General features: G+C 70.8%; 17 protein-coding genes and 3 pseudogenes. 8 read left to right on the top strand and 12 right to left on the bottom strand.

From position 1 onward, the window contains the following. Window positions 1–16: 16 nt before the first annotated feature. On the top strand, window positions 17–811 hold the full coding sequence (locus tag BLW76_RS33135; protein WP_091314870.1) for an aminotransferase class IV family protein: 795 nt from the start codon (window positions 17–19) through the stop codon (window positions 809–811). A 3-nt stretch (window positions 812–814) separates the two neighbouring features. On the opposite strand, the gene BLW76_RS33140 is transcribed toward BLW76_RS33135, so the two are convergent. Beyond that, window positions 815–1,228 carry a hypothetical protein gene (locus tag BLW76_RS33140; protein ID WP_091314873.1) on the bottom strand — a complete coding sequence of 138 codons (414 nt, stop codon included), beginning with the start codon at window positions 1,226–1,228 and terminating at the stop codon, window positions 815–817. A 309-nt stretch (window positions 1,229–1,537) separates the two neighbouring features. Here BLW76_RS33140 and BLW76_RS33145 point away from each other — a divergent pair, with 309 nt between their 5' ends. Continuing rightward, complete coding sequence (locus BLW76_RS33145) at window positions 1,538–2,500, top strand: glycoside hydrolase family 6 protein (protein ID WP_091314875.1); 963 nt, start codon at window positions 1,538–1,540, stop codon at window positions 2,498–2,500. Here BLW76_RS33145 and BLW76_RS33150 read toward each other — a convergent pair. After that, the gene (locus tag BLW76_RS33150; protein ID WP_244170437.1) at window positions 2,487–3,842 is read right to left on the bottom strand and encodes an alpha/beta hydrolase family protein; all 1,356 of its coding nucleotides are present in this window, start codon (window positions 3,840–3,842) and stop codon (window positions 2,487–2,489) included. The two genes, BLW76_RS33145 and BLW76_RS33150, sit on opposite strands and share 14 nt — an antisense overlap. A 174-nt stretch (window positions 3,843–4,016) precedes the next feature. Here BLW76_RS33150 and BLW76_RS33155 point away from each other — a divergent pair, with 174 nt between their 5' ends. After that, entirely contained in the window at window positions 4,017–5,198 is a 1,182-nt protein-coding gene (locus BLW76_RS33155; protein ID WP_091314877.1) for an extracellular catalytic domain type 1 short-chain-length polyhydroxyalkanoate depolymerase, read from the top strand. Window positions 5,199–5,477: 279 nt separating this feature from the next. Here BLW76_RS33155 and BLW76_RS50060 read toward each other — a convergent pair. The 3 genes and pseudogenes from BLW76_RS50060 to BLW76_RS50695 form a co-directional block, all read right to left on the bottom strand. Continuing rightward, window positions 5,478–5,678: pseudogene (locus BLW76_RS50060) on the bottom strand (HNH endonuclease signature motif containing protein); the annotation flags it as partial. 109 nt (window positions 5,679–5,787) lie between these two features. Next, a complete protein-coding gene (gene ltrA, locus BLW76_RS33165; RefSeq protein ID WP_167384815.1) occupies window positions 5,788–7,245 on the bottom strand; it encodes a group II intron reverse transcriptase/maturase in 1,458 nt (485 codons plus the stop codon). Between the two features lie 587 nt (window positions 7,246–7,832). Further along, window positions 7,833–8,859, bottom strand: a pseudogene (locus BLW76_RS50695) (HNH endonuclease signature motif containing protein); the annotation flags it as partial. A 307-nt stretch (window positions 8,860–9,166) separates the two neighbouring features. Here BLW76_RS50695 and BLW76_RS33175 point away from each other — a divergent pair. Then, window positions 9,167–9,370 (top strand): annotated as a pseudogene (locus BLW76_RS33175) (pyridoxamine 5'-phosphate oxidase family protein); the annotation flags it as partial. Between the two features lie 218 nt (window positions 9,371–9,588). Here the strand turns inward: BLW76_RS33175 and BLW76_RS33180 are convergent. The 4 genes from BLW76_RS33180 to BLW76_RS33195 form a co-directional block, all read right to left on the bottom strand. Further along, window positions 9,589–11,439 (bottom strand): helix-turn-helix domain-containing protein, encoded by a 1,851-nt coding sequence (locus BLW76_RS33180; protein WP_091314885.1) that lies wholly within the window; start codon window positions 11,437–11,439, stop codon window positions 9,589–9,591. Window position 11,440: 1 nt separating this feature from the next. After that, on the bottom strand, window positions 11,441–12,766 hold the full coding sequence (locus tag BLW76_RS33185) for an MFS transporter (protein WP_091314887.1): 1,326 nt from the start codon (window positions 12,764–12,766) through the stop codon (window positions 11,441–11,443). Between the two features lie 47 nt (window positions 12,767–12,813). Continuing rightward, window positions 12,814–13,563: a 3-hydroxybutyrate dehydrogenase gene (locus BLW76_RS33190; RefSeq protein WP_091314889.1), complete on the bottom strand. Its 750-nt coding sequence runs from the start codon at window positions 13,561–13,563 to the stop codon at window positions 12,814–12,816. Between the two features lie 87 nt (window positions 13,564–13,650). Continuing rightward, window positions 13,651–14,043, bottom strand: a complete 393-nt coding sequence (locus BLW76_RS33195) for a VOC family protein (protein WP_091314891.1) — start codon at window positions 14,041–14,043, stop codon at window positions 13,651–13,653. Between the two features lie 111 nt (window positions 14,044–14,154). On the opposite strand from BLW76_RS33195, the gene BLW76_RS33200 reads away from it, so the two are divergent. The 3 genes from BLW76_RS33200 to BLW76_RS33210 all read left to right on the top strand — a co-directional run bounded on the left by BLW76_RS33200 (window position 14,155) and on the right by BLW76_RS33210 (window position 18,079). After that, window positions 14,155–14,709, top strand: coding sequence for a toll/interleukin-1 receptor domain-containing protein (locus BLW76_RS33200; RefSeq protein WP_091314893.1), 555 nt, complete (start codon window positions 14,155–14,157; stop codon window positions 14,707–14,709). Window positions 14,710–14,781: 72 nt separating this feature from the next. Next, window positions 14,782–15,720: a helix-turn-helix transcriptional regulator gene (locus tag BLW76_RS33205; RefSeq protein ID WP_091314895.1), complete on the top strand. Its 939-nt coding sequence runs from the start codon at window positions 14,782–14,784 to the stop codon at window positions 15,718–15,720. Window positions 15,721–16,012: 292 nt separating this feature from the next. Further along, window positions 16,013–18,079 carry an AMP-binding protein gene (locus tag BLW76_RS33210; protein WP_091314898.1) on the top strand — a complete coding sequence of 689 codons (2,067 nt, stop codon included), beginning with the start codon at window positions 16,013–16,015 and terminating at the stop codon, window positions 18,077–18,079. 17 nt (window positions 18,080–18,096) lie between these two features. On the opposite strand, the gene BLW76_RS33215 is transcribed toward BLW76_RS33210, so the two are convergent. The 3 genes from BLW76_RS33215 to BLW76_RS33225 form a co-directional block, all read right to left on the bottom strand. Further along, on the bottom strand, window positions 18,097–19,488 hold the full coding sequence (locus BLW76_RS33215; RefSeq protein ID WP_143060731.1) for an SH3 domain-containing protein: 1,392 nt from the start codon (window positions 19,486–19,488) through the stop codon (window positions 18,097–18,099). A 156-nt stretch (window positions 19,489–19,644) separates the two neighbouring features. Beyond that, window positions 19,645–20,247: a GyrI-like domain-containing protein gene (locus BLW76_RS33220; RefSeq protein WP_091314903.1), complete on the bottom strand. Its 603-nt coding sequence runs from the start codon at window positions 20,245–20,247 to the stop codon at window positions 19,645–19,647. Beyond that, window positions 20,244–20,753, bottom strand: coding sequence for a PadR family transcriptional regulator (locus BLW76_RS33225; RefSeq protein ID WP_091314906.1), 510 nt, complete (start codon window positions 20,751–20,753; stop codon window positions 20,244–20,246). The genes BLW76_RS33220 and BLW76_RS33225 overlap by 4 nt, the downstream gene beginning before the upstream one ends. A gap of 107 nt (window positions 20,754–20,860) precedes the next feature. On the opposite strand from BLW76_RS33225, the gene BLW76_RS33230 reads away from it, so the two are divergent. Further along, entirely contained in the window at window positions 20,861–22,165 is a 1,305-nt protein-coding gene (locus BLW76_RS33230) for an SWIM zinc finger family protein (protein WP_244170438.1), read from the top strand. Window positions 22,166–22,185: the final 20 nt, after the last annotated feature.

Here is a 22,185-nt window from a genome sequence, read left to right on the forward strand (position 1 = left end):
ATTCTAGGGTGCCGGTATGGCTCTCTACGTGGCACAACGAAACGGGCGGGCGGCGACGGCCGAGGAGCTGGCGCCGCTCGCGTTCGCCGGGTACGCCCACTTCACCGCCATGCAGGTGCGCGGCGGCCGGGTGCGTGGCCTCGACCTGCACCTGGACCGGCTGCGGTCGGCGTCGCTGGAGCTGTTCGGCCGGGCAGTGCCCGACGACCGGGTGCGTTCCTTCCTGCGGTCGGCGCTGGCCGGCAGCCCCGGTGACGTCTCGCTGGTCGCGACGGTGTCTTCCGGCGAGTTCACCGCGGACGCGGCCGCGGAGCCGGACGTGCTGGTCCGCACCGGGTCCCCGGCCGACGGGCCGGCCGGGCCGCTGGCGCTCGCGATCAGCGAGCACGAACGCTTCCTCCCGCACGTGAAGCAGGTCGGCGAGGCGGCCAAGACGTACCTGCTGCGCCAGGCCGCCGAGGCCGGTGCCGACGACGCGGCGTTCGTCGACCGCCGGGGCCGGTTCAGCGAAGGCACCATCTGGAACCTCGCCTTCTGGGACGGCGCCGCGGTCGTGTGGCCGGATGCCCCGATGCTGCGCGGCACCACCATGGGCATCGTGCGCAGGCAGCTCGACCGCCTCGGCGTGCCCCAGCACGTCCGGGAGATCACCCAGGCGGACCTGCCGGACCTGGCCGGGGCCGCGGTGCTGAACTCGTGGACACCGGGGGTCGCGGTCCACCGGATCGGTTCCGTGCCCCTGCCCGAGGCACCGTCCTTCCTGGCCTTGCTGCACCGGGCGTACCGGGAAGAGCCGCTCACCGCGCCCTGAGGATCAGTCCAGTTTGCGCAGTCCGTCGAGGATGCGGCGCATCAGATCCGTGTCCGGTGGGGCGAAGGCGAACCGCGGCGCCGGAGCCCCCGCGGTCGCCGGGCGCGGGGGCGGGAGGACACCGGCCACCCGGGACGGCAGCCGGGCCATGGCGGGTTCGCGGCGGGTCTGGGCCGGGATCGGCAACGTCGGCAGGGCCACCGTGCCCGCTTCGGCCAGCTGCCGCGTCACCAGCTCGCGGCGCAGACGCGACTGGATCCCGGCCACGGTGAAGTCCGGCTCCGCGCCGAATTCGGGTTCGGCCGGGGGCCGGCGTGGCCGCCGCCGCCGTTCCAGGGAGATCGCCCAGGCGGCGGCGGTGAACGCCGGAAGCAGCAGCCCGGCGACGATCGCGAGGCCCGGCAGGTCCACGGCCATCAGGCGGCCCCGGGCACAGGTAGGAGCATGACGTTCACTTCCGGACGGACGGTTCTTCCGCAGCATGGCCGACACCTGGATATTCGACTTTAACGAATTTTCGCGGACCCCGAAGCCCATCATGAATGACGGTCGACGCGCCCGCAAGCGGCCGAACGGGGTCGACCGTCCGGACGGTAAAACCGCAGCTCGGCATGGGTTCCGCGGCAGGTACACCGCGGCCCTCACCCAGTAGTACGGACACGGGTTCGATCCGGTTCACCCGCGTTTTTGTACGATTCGTGTACACCGCGTCGGCAATCTGGGGAAATGCGTATCCAGACCTGGCTCGTGGCCGCCACGCTGGCGCTCACCGGGCTCGCACCCGCGTCCCCGGCCCTCGCCGCGGACGGCAATCCGCTCGAGAAGACCAACGGCTTCTACGTCGACCCGGACTCGAACCCGGCGACGTGGGTCCGCGACCACCCCGGCGACAGCCGCGCCGGCGCGATCCGGACGTCGATCGCCACCAAGCCCGGCGCCCGCTGGTTCGGCAACTGGAGCGGGGACATCCGCGCGGCGGTCGACTCCTACACCTACGCCGCCGACGTCGCCGACAAGCTGCCCGTCCTGGTCGCCTACAACATCCCGGGCCGCGACTGCGGCGGCGAGTCCACCGGCGGCGCCGGCAGCCCGCAGGCCTACCGCGACTGGATCTCCGCGTTCGCCGACGGCATCGGCGGCAAGCCGGCCGTCGTGATCATCGAGCCGGACGCGCTCGCCCAGCTCGACTGCCTGCCCGGCGACGCCCGCCAGACCCGCGTCGACCTGCTGAAGTTCGCCGCGACGCAGTTCGCGCAGAAGGCCCCGAACACCTGGGCGTACATGGACGGCGGCAACGCCACCTGGATCCCGGCCGCCACGATGGCTTCGCGGCTGAAGTCGGTCGGCGTGCAGTCCGTCCACGGCTTCGTGCTGAACGTGTCCAACTTCTACACCACGGCCGAGTCGACGGCCTACGGCAAGGCCGTCGGCTCGGCACTGGGGTACGCGGCGCCGTTCGTGGTCGACACCAGCCGCAACGGCAACGGCCACGGCACCCCCGACGACAAGCTGTGGTGCAACCCGCCGAAGCGCAAGCTCGGCGCGACGGCCCAGCTCGGCGGCGGCCCGGAGATGCAGCTGTGGATCAAGGTCCCCGGCGACTCCGACGGCAGCTGCGGCTACGGCCAGGGCGTCCCGGCGGGCACGTTCAGCCCGGAACTGGCCGAGCACCTCATCAAGGGCGACTGACCAGGTCGCACGTCGTCGCCAGCTCCGCCGGGGTCGCCCCGGCGGGGCGGGCGATCGTCGCCGAGGCCGGCGGGCGCACCCCGCGCAGCCACCCGCCGAGCGCGTCGAACGCCGTCCGGAAGCACGGGCCGAGCGGGCGCAGGCGGTCCGGGAAGGCGTCGACGAGCCCGTCGACGTGGTTGCCGCCCTCGATCCGGTAGTACCGGTGCAGCGCCCCGCGCCCCGCGTCGCGGATCATCCGGTCGTAGACGTCGGAGTCGCGCGTGATCGGCAGCAGCGTGTCGAGGGTGCCGTGCAGGGTCAGCAGCGGCTTGCCGATCCGCCCGGTCAGGGAGATCCGGTCCACGGCCCGCGCCACCGAAGGCGGCCGTGTGACGTAGGCGTAGTCGGCGTCGCAGGCCGGCGTCCCACTGGCGCAGAACGGAGTGCCCGCCTCGAGTGAGCCGTCGAAGGACGGGTCGACCTCTTCGCGGTAGATCCGCTGGGTCAGGTCCCAGTAGACGCGGTAGTGGTAGTCCCACAGGAACTCCGACCCCGGCGCGAACCCGGCGTCCAAAATGGACTGGTGTGCCGCCGCGGACCCCGCCGCGTACGCCGGGTAGGCGCGCAGGGCCGGCGGCAGGAACGTGAGCAGGTTCGGCCCGTCCGCCCGCCACAGCGTCCCTTCCCAGTCGACACCGCCGTCGTAGAGCCACGGCCGGTTCTCCAGCTGCCACCGCACGAGGTACCCGCCGTTGGACAGCCCGGCGGCGAGGGTCCTGGTGACCGGACGGCCGTAGTGCCGGGCCGCGGCGGCGCGGGCGGCGAGCGTCAGCTGCGTGACACGCGAGTTCCACTCCGCGAGCGCGTCGCCCGGGCGGACGCCGTCGGTGAAGAACGCCGCGCCGGTGTTGCCCTTGTCGGTCGCGGCGAACGCGTAGCCTTCGGCGAGCGCCTGGTCACCGATGGCGCGGTCGTTCGCGTACTGCCGCCGCACGCCGGGCGAGCCGGCGACGACCAGGCCGCCGTTCCACCGGTCCGGCAGCCGCAGCACGAACTGCGCGTCGTGGTTCCAGCCGTGGTTGGTGTTCGCCGTCGAGGAGTCCGGGAAGTAGCCGTCGACCTGGACGCCGGGCACCGCGCCGAACGTGGGCAGCCCGGCCGACGTCAGCCCGGCCCAGTCGGCCTCGACGGTGTGCCCGGACGCGAGCGTGCCGGTCGTCGTCAGGTCGTCCAGGCACGCGACGACCTGCTGTTGCGCCCCGGGCACGGCCACCGCGCAGCGCCCGGCCGCAGCCGACGCCGTCGCGGGCAGCGCCGCCGTGAGCGCGCCCGCCAGAACCCAAGCCAGCCAACCCCGCACGGTTCACCTCCACCTCGTCCGATTCCTCGAACCCAACCGCGCGCGGCGTCCGGGAGCCATCCCGCCGGCCACCATGAATCGCCGAGCCGTTGTGGTGGAGGGACACATGGTCTTCCCCGGCACGGCCGCCTTAGCGTCACTCGGGACCCTCTCAACGACGAGAAGGAACCCACCATGCGCAAGCTCGCCTTCGCGGGACTCGCCGCGATCACCGCGGCCGTGCTCACCACCGTCGGAGTGGCGGCCGCCGATCCGCCGCCGTCGTCCCTCGTGCAGATCTCCTCCTTCGGCGCCAACCCGGGCGCGCTGGCGATGTACACCTACACCCCGGCCGGGCTCGCGACCGGCCGTCCGGTGGTCGTCGCGCTGCACGGCTGCACGCAGAGCGCCGCGGACTACTACGCCCATTCGGGCTGGCCCGAGCTGGCCGACCGCTGGCGGTTCGCGGTCGTGTTCCCCCAGCAGTCCACCGCGAACAACTCGCTGAAGTGCTTCAACTGGTTCTCCACAGCCGACGACACCCGCGGCAACGGCGAGGCCGCGTCGATCAGGTCGATGGTGGACAAGGCGGTCGCCGACCACGGCTCGGACCGCTCCCGCGTGTTCGTCACGGGCTTGTCGGCCGGCGGCGGGATGACCGCCGACCTGCTCGCGGCGTACCCGGACGTCTTCGCCGCGGGCGGCATCAACGCCGGGCTACCGGCCCAGTGCGCGACAAGCGTCGTCGAAGCGACGAACTGCCAGCAGAACGACCAGGGCCTGACACCGGCCCAGTGGGCAGCGAAGGTGAAGGCGCAGTACCCCGGCTACGGCGGCCCGTGGCCGCGCGTCGCGATCTGGCAGGGCACGGCCGACTACACGGTTTATCCGGTCAACGGCACCGAGCTGCGCGACCAGTGGACCGCGGTGCACGGCGTCTCCCAGACCCCGACGAGCACGCAGTCCCTGCCCGGCGGCACGACGCTGACGAACTACGCCGGCAAGGTGCAGCTGTATTCGATCGCGGGCATGGGTCACGGCACGGCGGTCGACCCGGGCACCGGCACCACGCAGTGCGGCAGCACCGGCGCGTACTTCCTCGCCGGCATCTGTTCCAGCTACTACACGGGCGTGTTCTTCGGGCTGGACAACGGTTCCGGCACCACCACGCCACCGACGACGACCAGTTCTCCGTCCGGAGTGTGCGTGAGCGCGAGCAACTACGCGCACACGCAGGCGGGCCGCGCGCACCAGAGCGGCGGGCAGACGTACGCGAACGGTTCGAACCAGGCCATGGGGCTGTGGAACACCTTCACGGTCCACGCGCTGCGGGAGACGTCCCCGGGGTACTGGGTCCTCGCCGACGGGCAGTGCTAGGGGTACTGAGCTGTGGGTTGAACCGCGCCACCCTCGCCATTGGTTTGGTCTGCGGTCACCAGGTCACCAGGTCACCGGGCGCGCCGTGCTCGTAGCGGCGGACCGGCCTGCAGGATCCGGTGCACCGTGGACGGGTGGAGACCGAGGCGCGCCTGGGCTCGGCTGGGTGAGCGTGAGCACCGGAGACCGGCTGGCCGACGAATCGCGGTGTCAACGAAGCCTTGTGGTGCGCTCGTGGGTGTAGGCCCGTAGCCGTGTGGCTGCGGGCCGTTCCCGTGTTCAGGCTGCGAATGGGAGTGGTTCGTGGAGGTTGTTGCGTCGGGGTTGTCGGCGCCGGTCGATGAACACCGGTGGCAGGAACTCCGGGAGGCCATCAGGGGCGATGCGGACTTCCCAGCCGGAGCGGTGCAGCAGCCGGTGGTGGTGGGCGCACGTCAGCACCAGGTTGTTCAGGTCGGTGGGGCCGCCGTCTGCCCAGTGAGAGTCGGCAGGGGGCGTGGTGTCCGGATTTCGCCGGGTCGTTTCCCCCTGCCGCTCTCCCGAACCCGGCGTACCCGTTTCCGAGTACCGGGCTCTCCACGAGTCGCCGTCAGGCAGGCGAGACGCCTGGTTTGTCCCATGGTGTCGGTATCCGGTGGCCCCGGTAGCGATAACGCTGAATGGTCATCGTGGCGGGTTGCCAGAGTGCGACACTGTTGTATTCCGGCCACCGCCGGTTGTAGTAGCGGCGGATGATCCACCGTCTGCTGGTGCGGGGGTGTTTGTTCTTCAGCCATTCCCAGACCCGCCACCACAGGTAGTGCTGGAGATGGTGGTAGGCCTTGCTGGAGGAACTGTGCCGGAAGTACTGGGCCCATCCGCGGGTCATCGTCCCGAGTTGCCGGAACAGTCGGTCCGCGTCCTGATGGGTGATCCGCTTGGTCGCTGCCTTCACCTTCCGTTTGATGGAAGTCATCGACTTCTTCGACGGATAGGTGTAGATCAGTTTCCGGTCGCTTCCGTATTGAGTGTGCCGCTGGATGCGGAATCCCAGGAAGTCGAATCCCTCGTCGATGTGCACGATCTGTGTCTTTTCCGGGGCGAGCCGAAGCCCGATCCGGTCCAGGATCGCACCGATCTCATCCCATAGTTTCTCCGCGTGGTCTCGGGTTCCGTTGACCAGGACGACGAAGTCGTCGGCATAACGGGTCAGCCGGAATGTTGCGCCGCCGCGTTGGCGATGGCGCGCCCGGGTCCAGGAGTTCCTGTGGTTCTCCCAGATCTGGTGGAAATAGTCGTCCAGTTCGGAGAGAGTGATGTTGGCCAGCAGCGGCGACAGAATGCCGCCCTGAGGGGTTCCGGAATGGGTGTCCCGGTCGGCGTCGTCCTCGCTGAGGATTCCCGCGCGCAGGAACGCCTTGATCAGCTCCAGGATCCGCTTGTCCTTGATCCGTTTCCGCACCAGCCCGAGCAGGGCGGTGTGGTCGATCTCGTCGAAACAGGCGGCGATGTCGCCCTCGAAGACCCACTCATAGCCCTGCTGGGCATAGTGGCGGATCTCCTCGACGGCGTCCTGGGCCCGGCGTCTGGGCCGGAAACCATAACTGGAGTCCCGGAACCCGGTCTCGAAGATCGGTTCCAGGACCAGCTTCAGCGAGGCTTGAACGACCCGATCGGTCACGGTCGGTATCCCCAGCCGGCGCGTCTTCCCGCCGGTTCTGGGAATGTGCCGTTCCCGGACCGGGAGCGGACGGAACGCCCGAGCCTTCAGATCAGCCCGGATTTCCTCCAACAACCCGACAACACCCAGCTTCGATTCGGTGATCGAGCGGACAGTCCGCCGATCGACACCCGCGCTGCGTGCTCCGGTGTTCCCCGACACCCGTTCCCACGCCGTGACGAGGAATGCGGGGTCGGCCACGAGGTTATAGAGATCATCAAACCGGCGGCCGGGATCGGCCGCCGCCCAACGGTGCAGCTTCGTTTGCATTCCCAGTACCCGCTGCCCTGCGGTGAACGGCACCAACAGCAGATCACCGATGTTCACCGGTGAGGCTTCTTCTGGCATTACCTCAAGTTCCCTGCTTCGTCTCGCTGTCGCCCTTCCCCATGTGGACGGCTTTCCCGTCCTCGGAGTACTACGGCGACTCCGCCCCATCGCAAGCCTCTCGGCAGGCAATGCGCCTATCCGTCATCAGACCACCGGCTGTGACCCGTTTATGGAAGGCTTGCGGTGGTTCCCATGTTCACGTGTTCCCGATCGACGAGTGAGGCACCCAGCTTTACCCCGGCAGTCCCTGTGAATACGCCACAGACTTTCTCCACAGGCTGCCCGAGAACAATTCCCGGGCGGACGCTACCCCTACCACTTGGTTCACGCGCACTGCACTACCGACCCATATCCGCCAGGTTCGAGTCGGCTCCACATAACGAGGCTTCAGACACTGATTCCTATTCGTATACCTTCTCGTCTCGCTCACCGAGCCCGCACCATCTGGCGATACTGGCACGACTCGACTTCGTCAGGGCCGCTTGCCACCTCAACCTGCCCATTCCCGCAGGTCAGGCTGCCCTCAGCTTCACCGAACCGCTGTGACGATCCAGCGTCGGAGGTCTTGCACCTCCGATCGGATAAACACGCGCCTCATGGCGCACGTGGCGGATGTGGTGACCTTGGCAATGCCGGGGTGGCCGATGACAGCCGGGGAAAGCGCAACCCCGATCCCGGAGGAAGAGGGCTCGGCGGAGGCCTGCGGAGATCAGGCGACGGAGGCGGCCGAGGTTGAGTGGTTCGCTCTTCTCACCGAGGACCGCAGGGATGATCATGGCGTCGCAGGCGTGGACCCGGGCCTCAGCAGCAGTCATCGTCCCGGTGTCGCCGAGGGTGGCCTTCCCGACCCCGGACTTCAAGTCTTTCAGGGAGACCGCGACCATCACGTGGGCTCGTTCCCCGGCCTGCATGGGCAGGTTCGGGGAGTTGAGAGCAAGGTCGACGGCATCGGAGAAGGCGTCGCCGTAGCGGGGTGGTGCGGAAGTCGGGGCCGTCGTCGCCGGTGCGACGCTCAGCCAGGGCGTCCAGCAACGCGCTGGCGCGGGTGCCGGTTTCGTCGTCGAACCGGCCGCTCAGCTCCCACACCCCGGTTCTTTTCCGGCGCAGGAACAACTCCCGAGCCGGAACCACAGGTTCGGTGTCGTCGGGGGCGGTTCCGTCGGGAGCCAGGTGGGCGAGGATGCGGGCACCGAGGGCGGCGACCTGCTTGTGCCCGGCCTCCTCCGCGAACGTCAGCAGGTTGGCCTCGGCACTCAGGCGATGCTCGGGCGGAACTTGAGTCAGGACATCGGTGATCACATCGATCATCGGGTCACTCAACCGCCCCGCCCGCGCGGCAGCGCCGGTGCCGGGAGCCAGCGCAGGAATCGGGGAGCCATCAAGGTTCCGGCCCGGGTTCACCAACCGAGCCCGTTTCACCGCCCGCTCGGCAACCGGCTTCGGCACATCGGCGAGATGCTCCAGAAGCCGTGCCACAGAACGATAGCCGAACAGCTCCATCACCCCACGCTGCTCGATCTCCACCAGCAGCGCACCAATTTCGGCGTCGGCAGAGCGCTTGGCCGCGAGCAGCTCACCGAGGCGGTCGGCAAGAGCCACCGCGTCGGGCGAGGGAGTCGCGTTACTGGCCATACCTTCAAACTACCGACGATCGAACACACCGGCATCACACGAAACGGTGAGAACACAAGGTAAAGAAAGGCAACCGACGCGCGGGAGATCGGCGCTGCCGACACCCACCCATCGCCCGCGGCCAGCCGCAGGCCGCAGGCCGCGGCCCGAGCAACACGGGGCCCACAGCCCCCGCAACCCCGATCCGAAGCCAGAACACGGCCGGCGGCGCCGGGTCAAGGCACGCTTTCCCGCCTTGACCCGGCGCCGCCGGCCGTAGTCACAATGAAGGCTTCGGGGTGGCGGAGAAACCAACCTCTGGCTCTGCACCCTCCGCCCCAACGGCTCACCACACGTGACCCCGGTCTGGTTCACCTACCTGGACAACACGTTCTGGATCAGCAGCGGCGAGCGAAACACCAAGGTACGCAACATCCTGAACGACCCCCGGGTCAGGCTCGCCCCCTTCGGCCCCCGAGTCCTCCTCGAAGTGCCAGCCGGCCGGTGGCTGCTCCAGGGAACCGCCCAATGACCACAGCGACATCACGTTCACCGGCAACGCCGGGTTCGCACTGAAGTCCAGCGGCGCCGTCGACCCAGCGCGCCACCGCCGGTTGCCGTTCTGGTCGCCCACCCGGGTACGGCAGGCCGAGCACGCGCGCGACCTAGTCGTACACCTCCCCCCGCCGCGTCGTCCACTGTGGACCCCAGGTCGGTGATCGACGACGCCATGTCGTCCACCCGCAGCAATCACCGCGATCCGAGCCGCAGCAAGCGCAGGGCCAGCTGGATCTCCAGGGCACGGTCCGGGGCCTGCCAGTCCTCCCCCAGCAACGACGCCACCCGCTCCAGCCGCTGCACCACCGTGTTCACGTGGACGTGCAGCACGTCCTTCGTCCGCGCCAGCTGCGCACCGTTCGCGAAGTACGCCCGCAGCGTCGCGACCAGCTCCGTGCCGCGGCGCTCGTCGTAGTCCAGTACCGGGCCCAGGGTGCGGCGGACGAACGCGTCCAGGTCCGCGCGGTCGCCGAGCAGCTGGCCGAGGAAGCCCAGCCCGGCCATCGCCGCGCCTTCGCCCGCGCGGCCGAGGGCCAGCAGCGCCCGGACGCAGCGGGCCGCCTCCGCGTGGGCGTCCGCGATCGCCGACGGGCCGCTCGCCGGGCCCGCCGCGCCCACCGTGACCGGGCGGCCCGTCGCCGAGCCGAGGTCGGCCGCCACGCGGCGGGCCAGCTCGTCCGGGTCGCCCGGTGCGAGCAGCACGACCTCCTCCGCGTGCACCCCGACCAGCGTCGCGTGCCGGGCCGCCGCGCTCGCGGCGCGCCGCCGCGAGCCGCCGTCGGCGTGGGCGACCAGGACCGCGTGCGGGGCCGAGAGGTCGATGCCCAGCCGGCGGCCGCGGGCCAGCAGGGCCCGGGGGTTGCGGCCGGGGGCGGTGAGCAGGTCGGTCAACAGCTCGCCGCGGACCTCGTCCTCCGCGCGCACCACCGACCGCCGCAGCATCAGCAGCAACGCCGTCACGACGCCGGCGCGCTCGAACAGCCGCCGGTCGGGGTCGGACAGGTCACGCCGGCCGGCCAGCACCAGGCTGCCGAGCAGCTCGGGGCCCGCCTGCACCGCGCACACCCAGTTGTCCTTTGTGGACACCGCGCGGCCGCTCGCGCGGGCCGCGGCGAGGGCGTCCGGGTCGAGCGCCACCGGCTCCGCCGAACTGGCCAGGAGCGTGCCGTCGGCGTCGTACACCGTGAGGTTCCCGTGCAGCACGCCGGCGACGGCGTCGGCGACGTCCGGCAGGTCGCCGCCGCGCAGCACCAGGTCGGTCAGCCGGTCGTGCGCGTCCTCGGCGCGTTCCATCGTCGCGTTGGCCTCGTTGAGCTCCGCGACCGCGCGGCGGGTCTGGTCGAGGAGGTTCGCGCTGTCCAGTGCGATCGCCGCGTGGTCGGCCAGCGACGACAGCAGCGCGACCTCGTCGGCGGAGAACTCCCGGGTGGCGCGGTCGGACGCGAACAGCACGCCGAGCACCTTCGGCCCGATCGCCAGCGGGACGCCGAGGATCGCGGTCAGGCCTTCGTCTTCGACGCCGGAGTCGATGTGGCGGGTGTGCTTGAACCGGTCGTCGTTGAAGTAGTCCGACGTCGCGTACGGCCGCGCGGTCTGCGCCACCAGCCCGCCGAGGCCCTCCCCCATGCCCAGCACGATCTGCTGGAACTCCGCCGACACCGAGCCGTCGCTGACCCGGATGTAGGTCTTCCCCTCGGCTTCGTTGTTCAGGCTCAGATAGGAGACGTCGACGCCGAGCAGCGCCCGTGCCCGCCGGACGATCGAGCGCAGCACGGTGTCCGGGTCGGACAGCGCGGCGAGCTCGCTCGCAGTCTCGAACAATGCGGTGAGCTGGGCTTCGCGCCGCCGGTGCTCGGCCAGTGTCTCGCGGATCCGCAGGGCCAGCTCGCCCGCGCTGGCCAGCGCGGCCAGGTCGGCCGCGTCGAGGGCGCCCTCGGCACGGGCGGCCACGACGACGTGCGCCAGCTGCTCGGTGCTCGCCCCGGAGGCGAGCAGGTCGAGCAGCCGGCGCAGCGCGTCCGAAGGTGCGGTCACGGCGGTCATGCTAGGGCGAAACGGCCGCCTTCTCCGCCTCGACGTCGTCGTGCAGCGATTCGCCGCGGGTCTCGCGGGCGGCGAGCAGCGCGATCACCGTGATCAGGCACATCGCCGCGACGTACAGCGACACCGGCACGGTGCTGCCCCAGGCCGAGAACAGCGCGACGGCGATCAGCGGGGCGACGGCCCCCGCGGCGATCGACGACAGCTGCCCGCCGACCGAGAGGCCGGTGTAGCGCACCCGGGTCGGGAACTGCTCGGCGAAGAAGGCGGCCTGCGGGCCGTACATCGCGCCGTGCAGCACCAGCCCGACGGTCGCGGCCAGCACGATCACCGCCGACGACTTCGTGTCGAGCAGCGCGAAGAACGCGAAGCCCCACACGGCCATCCCGATCGCGCCGAACAGGTAAACCGGACGGCGGCCGACGCGGTCGGACAGCGCGCCCCACACCGGGATCGTCACGAAGTGCACGGCCGAGCCGATGAGCACCGCGGTCAGGCCGACGCCCTTCGGCAGGTGCAGCCCGGTCGTGACGTAGACCAGGATGAACGCGGTGATCACGTAGTACGAGACGTTCTCGGCCATCCGCGCGCCGATCGTGATCAGCACCTGGCGCCAGCTGTTGCGGAAGACGTCGACGACCGGGACGTGCTTTTCCGCGCGCGCCTCGGCCTGCCGCTGGGCGGCGAGGAACACCGGCGACTCGGCGACGGCCAGCCGGATCCACAGCCCGATCAGCAGCAGCGCGCCCGAGAGCAGGAACGGAACGCGCCAGCCCCAGGACATGAAGGTCGCGTCGGACTGCGTCGCGGACAGGATCGCCAGGACGGCGGTCGCGAGGAGGTTGCCGCCGGGCGCGCCGCACTGCGGCCAGCTCGCCCAGAACCCGCGGCGGCGGTCGTCACCGTGTTCGGAGACGATCAGGACGGCGCCGCCCCACTCGCCGCCGAGCGCGAAGCCCTGGACGAGCCGCAGCAGCGTGAGCAGCAGCGGCGCCACGACCCCCGCGGTGGCGTACGTCGGCAGGACGCCCATCAGGCAGGTCGAGCCGCCCATCAGCACCAGGCTGACGACCAGCAGCTTCTTCCGGCCGAGCCGGTCGCCGAAATGGCCGAAGACCAGGCCGCCGATCGGGCGGGCCAGGAACCCGACGGCGTAGGTCAGGAACGCCAGCAGCGTGCCGGTGAGCGGGCTCGCCGTCGGGAAGAACAGCTTGTTGAAGACGAGGGCGGCGGCGGAGGTGTAGAGGAAGAAGTCGTACCACTCGATGGTGGTGCCGATCAGGCTCGCGCCGACGATCTTGGCGATCGCCGACCGGTGGGGTTGGCTCACTGCGGGCTCCACTTCCTTGTGGTTGTGCGGCGTTGTCGTGCAGCGGGTCAGGCGGCGGTCCAGCCGCCGTCGAGGGGGATCGAGGCGCCGGTGACGTGACCGGCGTGCGGCGAGCACAGCCACACCACCAGGGAGGCGACGTCCGCGGGTTCGATGAGTTTCTTGATGGCGGCGCGCTTGAGGAGGACCTCGGCCACGACGTCCTCGCGCGGGATGTCGTGCTCGGCCGCCTGGGCGTCGATCTGGCCGTCGACGAGCGGCGTGCGGACGTATCCGGGATTCACGCAGTTGCTGGTGACACCGTGTTCGGCGCCTTCGAGCGCGGCGACCTTCGAAAGGCCTTCGAGCCCGTGCTTGGCGGCGACGTAGGCGGACTTGTACGCGGAGGCGCGCAGCCCGTGGACGCTCGACATGTTGACGATCCGGCCCCACCCGCGCGCGTACATCGACGGAAGCGTGTGCCGCATCAGGAGGAACGGCGCGGTGACCATCAGGCTCTGGATGTGGGTGAACCGCTCGGGCGGGAAGTCCTGGATCGGCGCGACGTGCTGGACGCCGGCGTTGTTGACCAGGACGTCGACCTCGGCGGGCAGCCCGCCGATCGAGGCGGGGTCGCTGAGGTCGGCGGCGTGCGCCCAGCCGCCGACCTCGGTGGCGGCGGCTTCGGCACGGGCGAGGTCCAAGTCGACGACGTGCACCTTGGCCCCGGCCGCGGCGAGGGCGCGGACGCAGGCGAGGCCGATGCCGCCGGCCCCGCCGGTGACGAGGGCGGTGCGCCCGTCCAGATCGCTGGTCATGGAGGGGAACGGTAAGCGTGACCCCGGTCGCTCACCATGTGCGTGGCCGCTACACCTCGGGAAGATCCAGTGGTGTGCGGCCACACGTCAGGAGCGTTCCGCCAGCATCGCCAGGTAGTGCGCGTTCGTCATGATCCCGAGGACGTTCCCGAACGGGTCGACGACCGACGCCGTCACGAACCCGGGGCCGCGTTCGATGATCGGCTCGTACTCCTTCGCGCCCAGCTCCAGCAGGCGCGCGAACGTCGCCTCGAGGTCGTCGACGTGCCAGCGGACGATCTCCCCGCCCGGCTCGGTGTGCGTGAAGGGGGCGAACCGGCGGTCGATGATGCCGAGTTCGTGCTGGTGGTCGCCGATCCGGAACTCGAAGTACCCCGGGACCTCGAAGTACGGCTCGACGCCGAGGAATTCCGTGTACCAGGCCTTCGCGGCCTCGTGGTCTTCGGCGTAGTAGGTGACGGTGGCCATCCCTCGCAGCATGTCCTGCTCCTCTCAACTGGTCTGCAGCCATCATGCGGGGGCAAAGTGCTCACCAAGCGAGCACTTTTACGGCCGCCCATTCTTTTGGGCCGGAAATGCTATTGTCCCCGGATGCCGAGAACCGACCCGGTGCGCGTCTTCGTGTCATACACACACGATTCACCCGAACACCGGGAGCACGTCCTCGCGCTCAGCGATTTCCTCGTGCGGCACGGCCTCGACGTGACGCTGGACCAGTGGCAGCCGGTCGCTCGCCAGGACTGGTACACGTGGGCCATCGCGGGTATCGAAACCGCCGATCACGTCATCGTCGTCGCCTCGGCGCGGTACCGCGAAGTCGCGGACGGCTACGCCTCGGCGGAAAGCAACCGCGGCCTGCAGTCCGAAGCCGCGTTGCTGCGCGAGAAACTGCACAGCGACCGGCCGGCGTGGACGCGCAAGATCCTCCCGGTGGTCCTGCCGGGCCACACACCGGCGGAGATCCCGGCGTTCCTGCAGCCGCAGACGGCCGACCACTACCTCGTCACCGGTTTCACCGTCGCCGGCTGCGAACCCCTGCTGCGGGTGCTGACCGGACAGGCGCCGTACGTCAAGCCGGCTCCGGGGCGGGTGCCCGTCCTGCCGCCGCGGCCCATCAAGCCGTCCGGGATTCATCCCCGGAATTGACCCCGGAACTGCCGGCGAATTGCCGGGTCCGCCGGAAACCGTGGCACGCGAGCGAGGTGCGACACTGCGTCCATGCGCGCCGACCGCCTCGTGGCCACCCTGCTGCTGATGCAGGCACGCGGCCGCGTCACGGCCGCCGAACTGGCGGCCGAGCTGGAGATCTCGGTGGCGACGGCCCGCCGCGACCTCGCAGCGCTCTCGTCGGCGGGCGTGCCGGTCTACCCCCAGCCGGGCCGCGGCGGCGGCTGGCAGCTCGTCGGCGGCGCCCGCACGGACCTCTCCGGCCTGAGCGCGAGCGAGGCGCAGGCGCTGTTCCTGCTGGCCGGCCCGGCGGCGGCGAGCGCCCCGGAGGTGAAGTCGGCGCTGCGAAAGCTGATGGGCGCCCTGCCGGGCACGTTCCGCGCGGACGCCGAGGCGGCGGCGGACGCGATCGTGGTCGACCAGGCGGGCTGGGGCGAGCGGCCGAAGGAGCGCCCGCCGATGGTCTCGCGGCTGCAGGACGCCGTCATCGCCCGCCGCCGCGTCCGCCTGGCCTACGCCGGGCGTGAGAAGTCGTCGCGGCTGGTGGACCCGTGGGGCCTGGTGGACAAGGACGACGTCTGGTACCTGGTCGCCGGGACGGCGAAGGGCCGCCGCACGTTCCGCGTCGACCGGATCGTCTCGGCGGTGGTGACCGACGAGCCCGCGGACCGCCCGTCGGACCTGGAGCTGGCGGAGGTGTGGCGGGAGGTCGTCGAGGAGGTGGAGAAGCGCCGGTCGTTGCTGAGCGCGGACGTGGTCCTCGACCGGCGGCACTTCGGGGTGCTGCAGGGCCGGTTCGGGCGGCACTGCGAGCTGGTCGCGGAGCTGCCCGGGGAGCGGGTCCGCGCCCGGGTCGCCGCGCCGGTGCCGGTGATGATCGCGCAGGAGCTCGCCGGGTGGGGCGGGCTGGTGGAGGTGGAAGGGCCGGAGCCGGTCAAGGCGGAGCTCGCGCGGATCGGGGCGGAACTCGTCGCCCGCTACGCAAAGTGACCAGCCGCCCGCTGTCCGCTCTACGCCAGATGTCGTAAATATCCCGATCGCCCGCCGAACCCGCCGGAGATCGCCGCGAAACCCGCCGTCGATCACGTCGAAGGACCCGATCGCCGCTGTCCTCGGTGAACGCCGTTAATCGGTCTACAATGGACACCCGGAGGCCCACTGCGAGTGTCCGTTACCCGCCGGTATCTGGCCGTTCGGAGTATCCCTGATCACCCGTTTGCTGCTAATGTGACGCCTCCGTGACCTGAACGTGCGTTCGGTGACACTTCGGTGAGGGCAGACAATGCGTGACGATGTGGTCGAGGCGAGTGCGGTGGTCGAGCACTCCCCCGATGTGGTGTGGCAGATCGTCGGATCGCCGGAGTGGTACTCGCGGTTCGTGCCGGAGATCAGCTGGTGCGAGATCCAGGAGCCGGCCGCCCGCGGGCGCGGCCCGAAGGGCGTCATCCGGATCGTCCCCGCGCGGGGACCGATGCTCGAAACGCAGATGCAGGCCGTCGTCTACCGGCCGGGCGAGCACGTCGTGTGGTGCGGCGTCCCGGACGAGGGCACCTGGGTCTCCCTGGAGCTCAGACCGCTGGCCGGTGGCCGGACCGAGCTGTTCGTGCGGATGATGCTGCCGCCGGCGCACGTCGACCTGGTGTCGTCGATCAAGAAGGACGTCCGCGCGCTCGGCCGTCGCCTCGACCTGCACCTGGCCGGCGAGCACGACCCGGAAACCGACGGCGAGACCAACAAGGCCACCAAGCTGCGCACCACGAGCATCCTGCTGCGCGCCGGCGTGCTCAGCGCCGGCCGGCCGGACAAGCTCGCGCGCCAGCTGAACTCCCTCGCGCAGTGGGGCGCCACGGTCGCGGGCGGCTACCAGGCCGCGGCGGCCCGCGTCCCGGACGAGCTCGCCCTGCACGACGAGCGCAGCGTCCGCACCTTCCGCCAGGTCCAGGAGCGCAGCGACCGGCTCGCCAACGCGCTCAGCGAGCTCGGCGTCGTCGAGCGCGACCGGATCGCGCTGATGTGCCGCAACCACTCCGCGATGATCGAGTCGTTCGTCGCGGCCAGCAAGCTCGGCGCCGACGTCATCCTCCTGAACACCGGCCTGTCCGCCGCCTCGGTCAAGGACGTCATCGCCGAGCACCAGCCGTCCGCCGTGCTCGCCGACGACGAGTTCGCGCAGACCATCGCGAACGTGCCGGGCGACTTCGCCCGGATCAGCACCTGGCCGGACGCCGACGCCGGCTACCCCACGGTCGACGAGCTGATCCACGCCGCGCCCGCCGACCGCCCGAAGCCGGTCGAGCGGCCAGGCCGGCTGATCGTGCTCACCTCCGGCACCACCGGGACGCCGAAGGGCGCGCGCCGCCCGACACCGAAGGGACTCGGCACCGCCGCGGCGATCCTCGACCGGATCCCGCTGCGCGCCGGCGACCGGCTGCTCGTGGCCGCGCCGCTGTTCCACACCTGGGGCCTCGCCGCGATGCAGATCGGCATGGCGCTGCGGGCGTCGCTGGCGCTGATCCGCAAGTTCGACGCCGAAGAGACGTTGCGGACGATCGCCGAGCAGAAGTGCGACGCGCTGTTCGCGGTGCCGATCATGCTGCAGCGCATCATGGACCTGCCCGAGCGGGTCCGCGCGCGCTACGACCTGTCCTCGCTGCGGATCGTGGCCAGCAGCGGCTCGGCGTTGTCCGGCTCGTTCGTCACGCAGTTCATGGACACTTTCGGCGACATCCTCTACAACTTCTACGGCTCGACCGAGGTGTCCTGGGCGAGCATCGCCGACCCGGCCGACCTGCGCGCGGCGCCGACGACGGCGGGCCGCTGCCCGCTCGGCACGCGGCTGGCGATCCTGGACGAGGACCGCAAGCCGGCGCCGCCGGGCGGCGAGGGCCAGATCTTCGTCGGCAACGACATGCTGTTCGAGGGCTACACGAGCGGCACCGACCCGGCCCGCGCGGCGGACATGATGGCCAGCGGCGACGTCGGCTACCTCGACGCGGCGGGCCGGCTGTTCGTCACCGGCCGCGCCGACGAGATGATCGTCTCCGGCGGCGAGAACGTGTTCCCGCGCCCGGTCGAAGAGGCGCTGGTGGCGCTGCCGGGCGTGCACGACGCGGCGGTGGTCGGCGTCGCGGACGCGGAGTGGGGCCAGCGCCTGGCCGCGTACGTCGTCCCCCGGCGGGGCGCGTCCCTGCACGCGGAGGACATCCGGCAGTACATCCACCACCGCCTGGCCCGGTTCGCGGTGCCGCGTGACGTGTACTTCGTGCCCGACCTGCCGCGCAACGCGACGGGCAAGATCCTCAAGCGCCTCCTGCACGACGACACCTGGCCGGCGACCAGCGAATACTGAACCCGGCTGCCGGCGAGCTATCGCGCGGAGCGTTCGCTCTCGTCGAAGGTGACGTAGCGGTCGGAGACGTAACCGCCCTCGATCTTGTCCCAGACGTCGTTGCCGTCCACACGATCGCCGTGGACCTGGGACTCCACCTGAATCGGCGTGGCCTTGTGCTCGATCAGCCGTAGCGCCGGGAATCCCAACCCGGGACCGGTTCGGACGCGCAGGAGGGTTCCGGTCGTCTTCGCGGGGCCGGACCGCGGAAAGCCCTTGTCCGGTTTCGGAACGGGACCCGGCGGCGGGCCGATCTTGGGCACCACGGAGAACGATTCTTGGCGGGGCTCGAGGTCGTAGTCGATGGTGATCGGCACATCGCGGGTGAGGCCCTCGGCCTCGAGCTTGCTCAAGGGAATGGTGATCGATCGCTGTGCGGGATTGCCGAGGTTGCCCGGACAGAAGTCGACAGTGTCCTTGACGTGCACGTGTGGTACCCACCGCAGTTCGCCCGACACCGCGCCGGTCACCGGGTCGATGTTCCGCACCTCGATCACCACGGTGCCTTGCATTTCGCGATCGTCGTCGCCGAAGATGTCGCTGCCTTGGCCGTTCTTCCCGGCATCACCGGCGATGTTGGCCGCCGCGTTGAACGGGTCGTTGTAGGTGATCAGCGGGTGCAGGAAGAGGTGGAAGCGCGAGGCGACCGCCTGGGCCAGCGGGATGCGCAGGACGGCTACCGGGCCGCCCAGGTCGACCGGGCCGGGCCGCACGTCCCGCACCAAAGCGGGAAGATTCTCCTTGATGCCCTTGAACAGCTGGATCGCCGCCGTTTCCGCTTGCGCCGCAGCCGTCGGATCCCTCTTCGCCGCCGCGACGACGCAACTGCTGGGCGAATCGAACGAGAACGCCGCGGAGGTTCCCTTGAAGTACTCGTCCCAGACCCCTTTCACCTCCAGGCAACGCAGTACGCCGGCGAGTTGCAGTGGTAGTGACGCGCTCTGCGCCGCCCACACGTTCAGTGCGTGAGAGTGGTCGGCGAACGGCTTGCAGGGTGTCTCGTCGGTCGGGATCGGCAGGCAGAACGGATTGCTCGTGCCGGGGCCACACGGCTCGGGTGGCCCCGGCGGGCCCACCCGCTGCGCCACCGGTTTCAGCACTTCGGTGCCGGTTTCCGAGGTCGCCTCGCGATCCTCGGCGTCGGCATCATGACATGGGCACTGATCAGGCGGTGTGTCGCCACACCGCTGCACCGCCAGGTACCGGCCGACCGCTTGGTTGCCGGCCAGCCTCGCCAGGGTGGTGATCGAATCCACCGTCGGCGCAGGCAAGGGCCGGCGTCCGGGTGCGGCCGGGTGCCGGCGCACGAGTTGCGGTGTCCGTCGATCCGGCCGACCGGCCGGCTCGGCGCAGGTGTGCCTGTCCTGCATCGTCTACCCCTCGTGTGGGAAGCCGCGCCCGTTGCTGCCCTGTATAGCGGCCGCCGCGCCGAGGGGGAACGTCCATCCGGGCAGACCTTCGATCCGCACCCGGGTTCCGCCACGAAGGCGCCCGAGCACGAGCCGGGTGGCGAGCCAGCCCCGTCCTCAGCCGACCGGCTGCCGCAGCACCGTCCGCAGCTTCGCGGGTTCGACGCGCCGGGGGTCGCCGAGGTACACCTCGTGGTGCAGGCCGGTCGGCTTCAGGCCCTGTGCCGGCAGGAACTCGTCGTGCAGGCGGGCCAGCAGCGGGCCTTCGTCGTCGTAGGAGCCGACGTGGAGCGCCTGCGCGCACCGGCCTTCGTGCAGCTTCTCGAGCCGGACCGGCGCGTCGAGCTTCTTCTTGCGCCGCACCGTTTCCCGGGCCTCCTCGACGGCGTCCTCGCCGATCCACTCCGGTTGCGCGATGAGCATCGTCCACTGCCAGGAGTCCTTGGCGCGCACGGTGAACGCGGTGTAGTCCTCGGCCCACCACAGGCCTTCGAGCGGACCCACGACGAAGTCCTCGCCGCGCTGCTTCGCCGCCATCTTGATCGTGTAGGCGAAGGTGTAGAGCGCTTCGACGGCCTTCTTGTAGCTCTCCGCCGTGTTCGGGTTGCCCCGGCCGTCGATCGCGAGGAACTGCTGTTCGGGGACGTCGAGCAGCGCCCAGCCGGTGTTCTTGGGCGCGTAGAGCTGCTTGAGGTCCTTCTTGATGTCGTACGGCGTCACAACATTCCTTCCAGCCAGCGGGCTTCCGCGTCGAGTTGCGCGAGGGAGTAGTCGAAGATCGCCCGGACGAACGGCGGCGCGTGCTCCTGGGCGGTCGCGGCGCGCCGGACCTCGGCCAGCCGGTCCTGCACGGCTTCCGCGCGCTTGGCGAGCGCGGCCGCGAGCCGTTCGGGCGGGACGGCCGGGCTGTTGGCCAAGCCGACGAGCACCGGCGGGTGCACCGGACGCAGCTCGGCGATGGCGGCTTCGGCGGCGGCCGCGCACGCCTTCCGCCCCGCTTCGGTGGCCGTGAACGTCTTCTTGGCCTTGGGGTGCGCGCGTTCGCCTTCGACCTCGGCGACCAGGCCTTTGTCGCGGAGTTTGCCCAGGACGTAGTAGATCGAGCTGAAGCCGAGCGCCGTCCAGTCGCGCATGCCGCGCTCCGAGACCACTTCGTCCAGCTCGTAGCCGTGCCTCGGGCGTTCGGCCACCAGGCCGAGCACCGTCAGTTCCGCGTCGGTCAGCACGCTCGTACTCTAGCACTAGAATAGTCGGCTTCCGGAAATTGTCGGTGGGTCCTGGCATGCTTCAGCTCGTACCGGAAAGCGAGGGGAGAACAGTGGGGGGACAGGTGGTGACGGCAGTGCCGTGGACCGCGGATCGCGTGGCCGGGCTGGCGCCGGATCCCGCTTCGGAGAAGGCGGGCCGGGCGCTCGCCACGCCGGCGAAGTGGTCGGGCGCGGGTGCGTCCGAAGACGCCGTGTGGGGCTTCTGCCAAGGCAGTGGCAAGAAGCCGTACCAGACGTGCGTCGAGCTCGCCGAGCCCGCGTTCCGGTGTTCCTGTCCCAGTCGGAAGTTCCCGTGCAAGCACGCACTGGGGCTGCTGATGCTGTGGGCGGCCGGGCGGGTCGACGCCGCGGAACCACCCGAGTGGGTGCACACGTGGCTGGCCGAACGCGCCGACCGCGCGCGGCGGGCGGAGAAGCGGGCCGAGGCGGCAGGGCCGAAGGACGAGGAAGCGGCCGCCCGGCGCGCTTCCGAGCGGGCGGCCCGTGTCGAGAGCGGCGTCGCGGAGCTGAAGGTCTGGCTCACCGACCGCATCGGCGCCGGGTTCGCGGGCTTCGAGCGCACCGGCGGCGAAGAGCTGCGCACGGTCGCGGCGCGGATGGTCGACGCGCAGGCGTCCGGCCTCGCGGGCGGCCTGCGCCGGGCGGCGGGGATCGTCGGCAGGCGCGACTGGCCGGAGGCGTTGCTGGCCGAGCTGTCCCAGTTGTACCTGCTCGCCGACGCGGCCACGCGAACGGAGTCACTGCCGCCGGCGCTGGCGGAGACGGTCCGCACGCGGCTCGGGTTCTCGGTGGAGACGGCGCGGGTCCTGGAGAGCGGCGAGCGCGTCGCGGACGAGTGGCTGATCACGGGCGCGGCGGACGAGGAGAACGACCGGTTGCTGACCCGCCGCACGTGGTTGCGCGGCCTCGCCACGGGCCGCGACGCGCTGGTGCTGTCGTTCGCGCCACCGGGCCGTCCCCTCGACACCTCCTTGCCACCGGGCCACCGGCTCACCGCGGAGCTGGCGTTCTACCCGGGCGCGGCACCGCTGCGGGCGTTGGTGGCCGAGCGCGGGATCCCGTTGCCTGCCCCCACGGCCGAAGGCGGCTCGATCGCGGACGCACTGGCGGCGTACGCGCAGGCCATGGCGGCGGACCCGTGGCTGGAGCGCTGGCCGGTGCTGCTGTCGGCGGTGACCCCGGCCGAGCACGCGGGCGGCTGGTGTCTGTCCGAAAAGGACGGAACAGCGCTGCCACTGGTGCCGACGGCGTTCCCGTGGTCGTTGCTGGCCCTGTCGGCGGGCCGCCCGCTGACGGTGGCGGCCGAGTGGAGCCCGGCGGGGCTGCGGCCGCTGACGTGCTGGCACGAGAACCGGGCGGTGCGGCTGTGAACGTCCTTTCCCCGCACCAC

This window comes from Amycolatopsis tolypomycina, from assembly GCF_900105945.1.
Taxonomy (GTDB): domain Bacteria; phylum Actinomycetota; class Actinomycetes; order Mycobacteriales; family Pseudonocardiaceae; genus Amycolatopsis; species Amycolatopsis tolypomycina.

Excerpts from the sequence above, each read along its gene's own strand:
- BLW76_RS33135 (WP_091314870.1), top strand. The coding sequence starts at position 17 with ATGGCTCTCTACGTGGCACAACGAAACGGGCGGGCGGCGACGGCCGAG.
- BLW76_RS33140 (WP_091314873.1), bottom strand. The coding sequence starts at position 1,228 with ATGGCCGTGGACCTGCCGGGCCTCGCGATCGTCGCCGGGCTGCTGCTT.
- BLW76_RS33145 (WP_091314875.1), top strand. The coding sequence starts at position 1,538 with ATGCGTATCCAGACCTGGCTCGTGGCCGCCACGCTGGCGCTCACCGGG.
- BLW76_RS33155 (WP_091314877.1), top strand. The coding sequence starts at position 4,017 with ATGCGCAAGCTCGCCTTCGCGGGACTCGCCGCGATCACCGCGGCCGTG.
- ltrA (WP_167384815.1), bottom strand. The coding sequence starts at position 7,245 with ATGCCAGAAGAAGCCTCACCGGTGAACATCGGTGATCTGCTGTTGGTG.
- BLW76_RS33180 (WP_091314885.1), bottom strand. The coding sequence starts at position 11,439 with ATGACCGCCGTGACCGCACCTTCGGACGCGCTGCGCCGGCTGCTCGAC.
- BLW76_RS33190 (WP_091314889.1), bottom strand. The coding sequence starts at position 13,563 with ATGACCAGCGATCTGGACGGGCGCACCGCCCTCGTCACCGGCGGGGCC.
- BLW76_RS33195 (WP_091314891.1), bottom strand. The coding sequence starts at position 14,043 with ATGCTGCGAGGGATGGCCACCGTCACCTACTACGCCGAAGACCACGAG.
- BLW76_RS33200 (WP_091314893.1), top strand. The coding sequence starts at position 14,155 with ATGCCGAGAACCGACCCGGTGCGCGTCTTCGTGTCATACACACACGAT.
- BLW76_RS33205 (WP_091314895.1), top strand. The coding sequence starts at position 14,782 with ATGCGCGCCGACCGCCTCGTGGCCACCCTGCTGCTGATGCAGGCACGC.
- BLW76_RS33210 (WP_091314898.1), top strand. The coding sequence starts at position 16,013 with ATGCGTGACGATGTGGTCGAGGCGAGTGCGGTGGTCGAGCACTCCCCC.
- BLW76_RS33215 (WP_143060731.1), bottom strand. The coding sequence starts at position 19,488 with ATGCAGGACAGGCACACCTGCGCCGAGCCGGCCGGTCGGCCGGATCGA.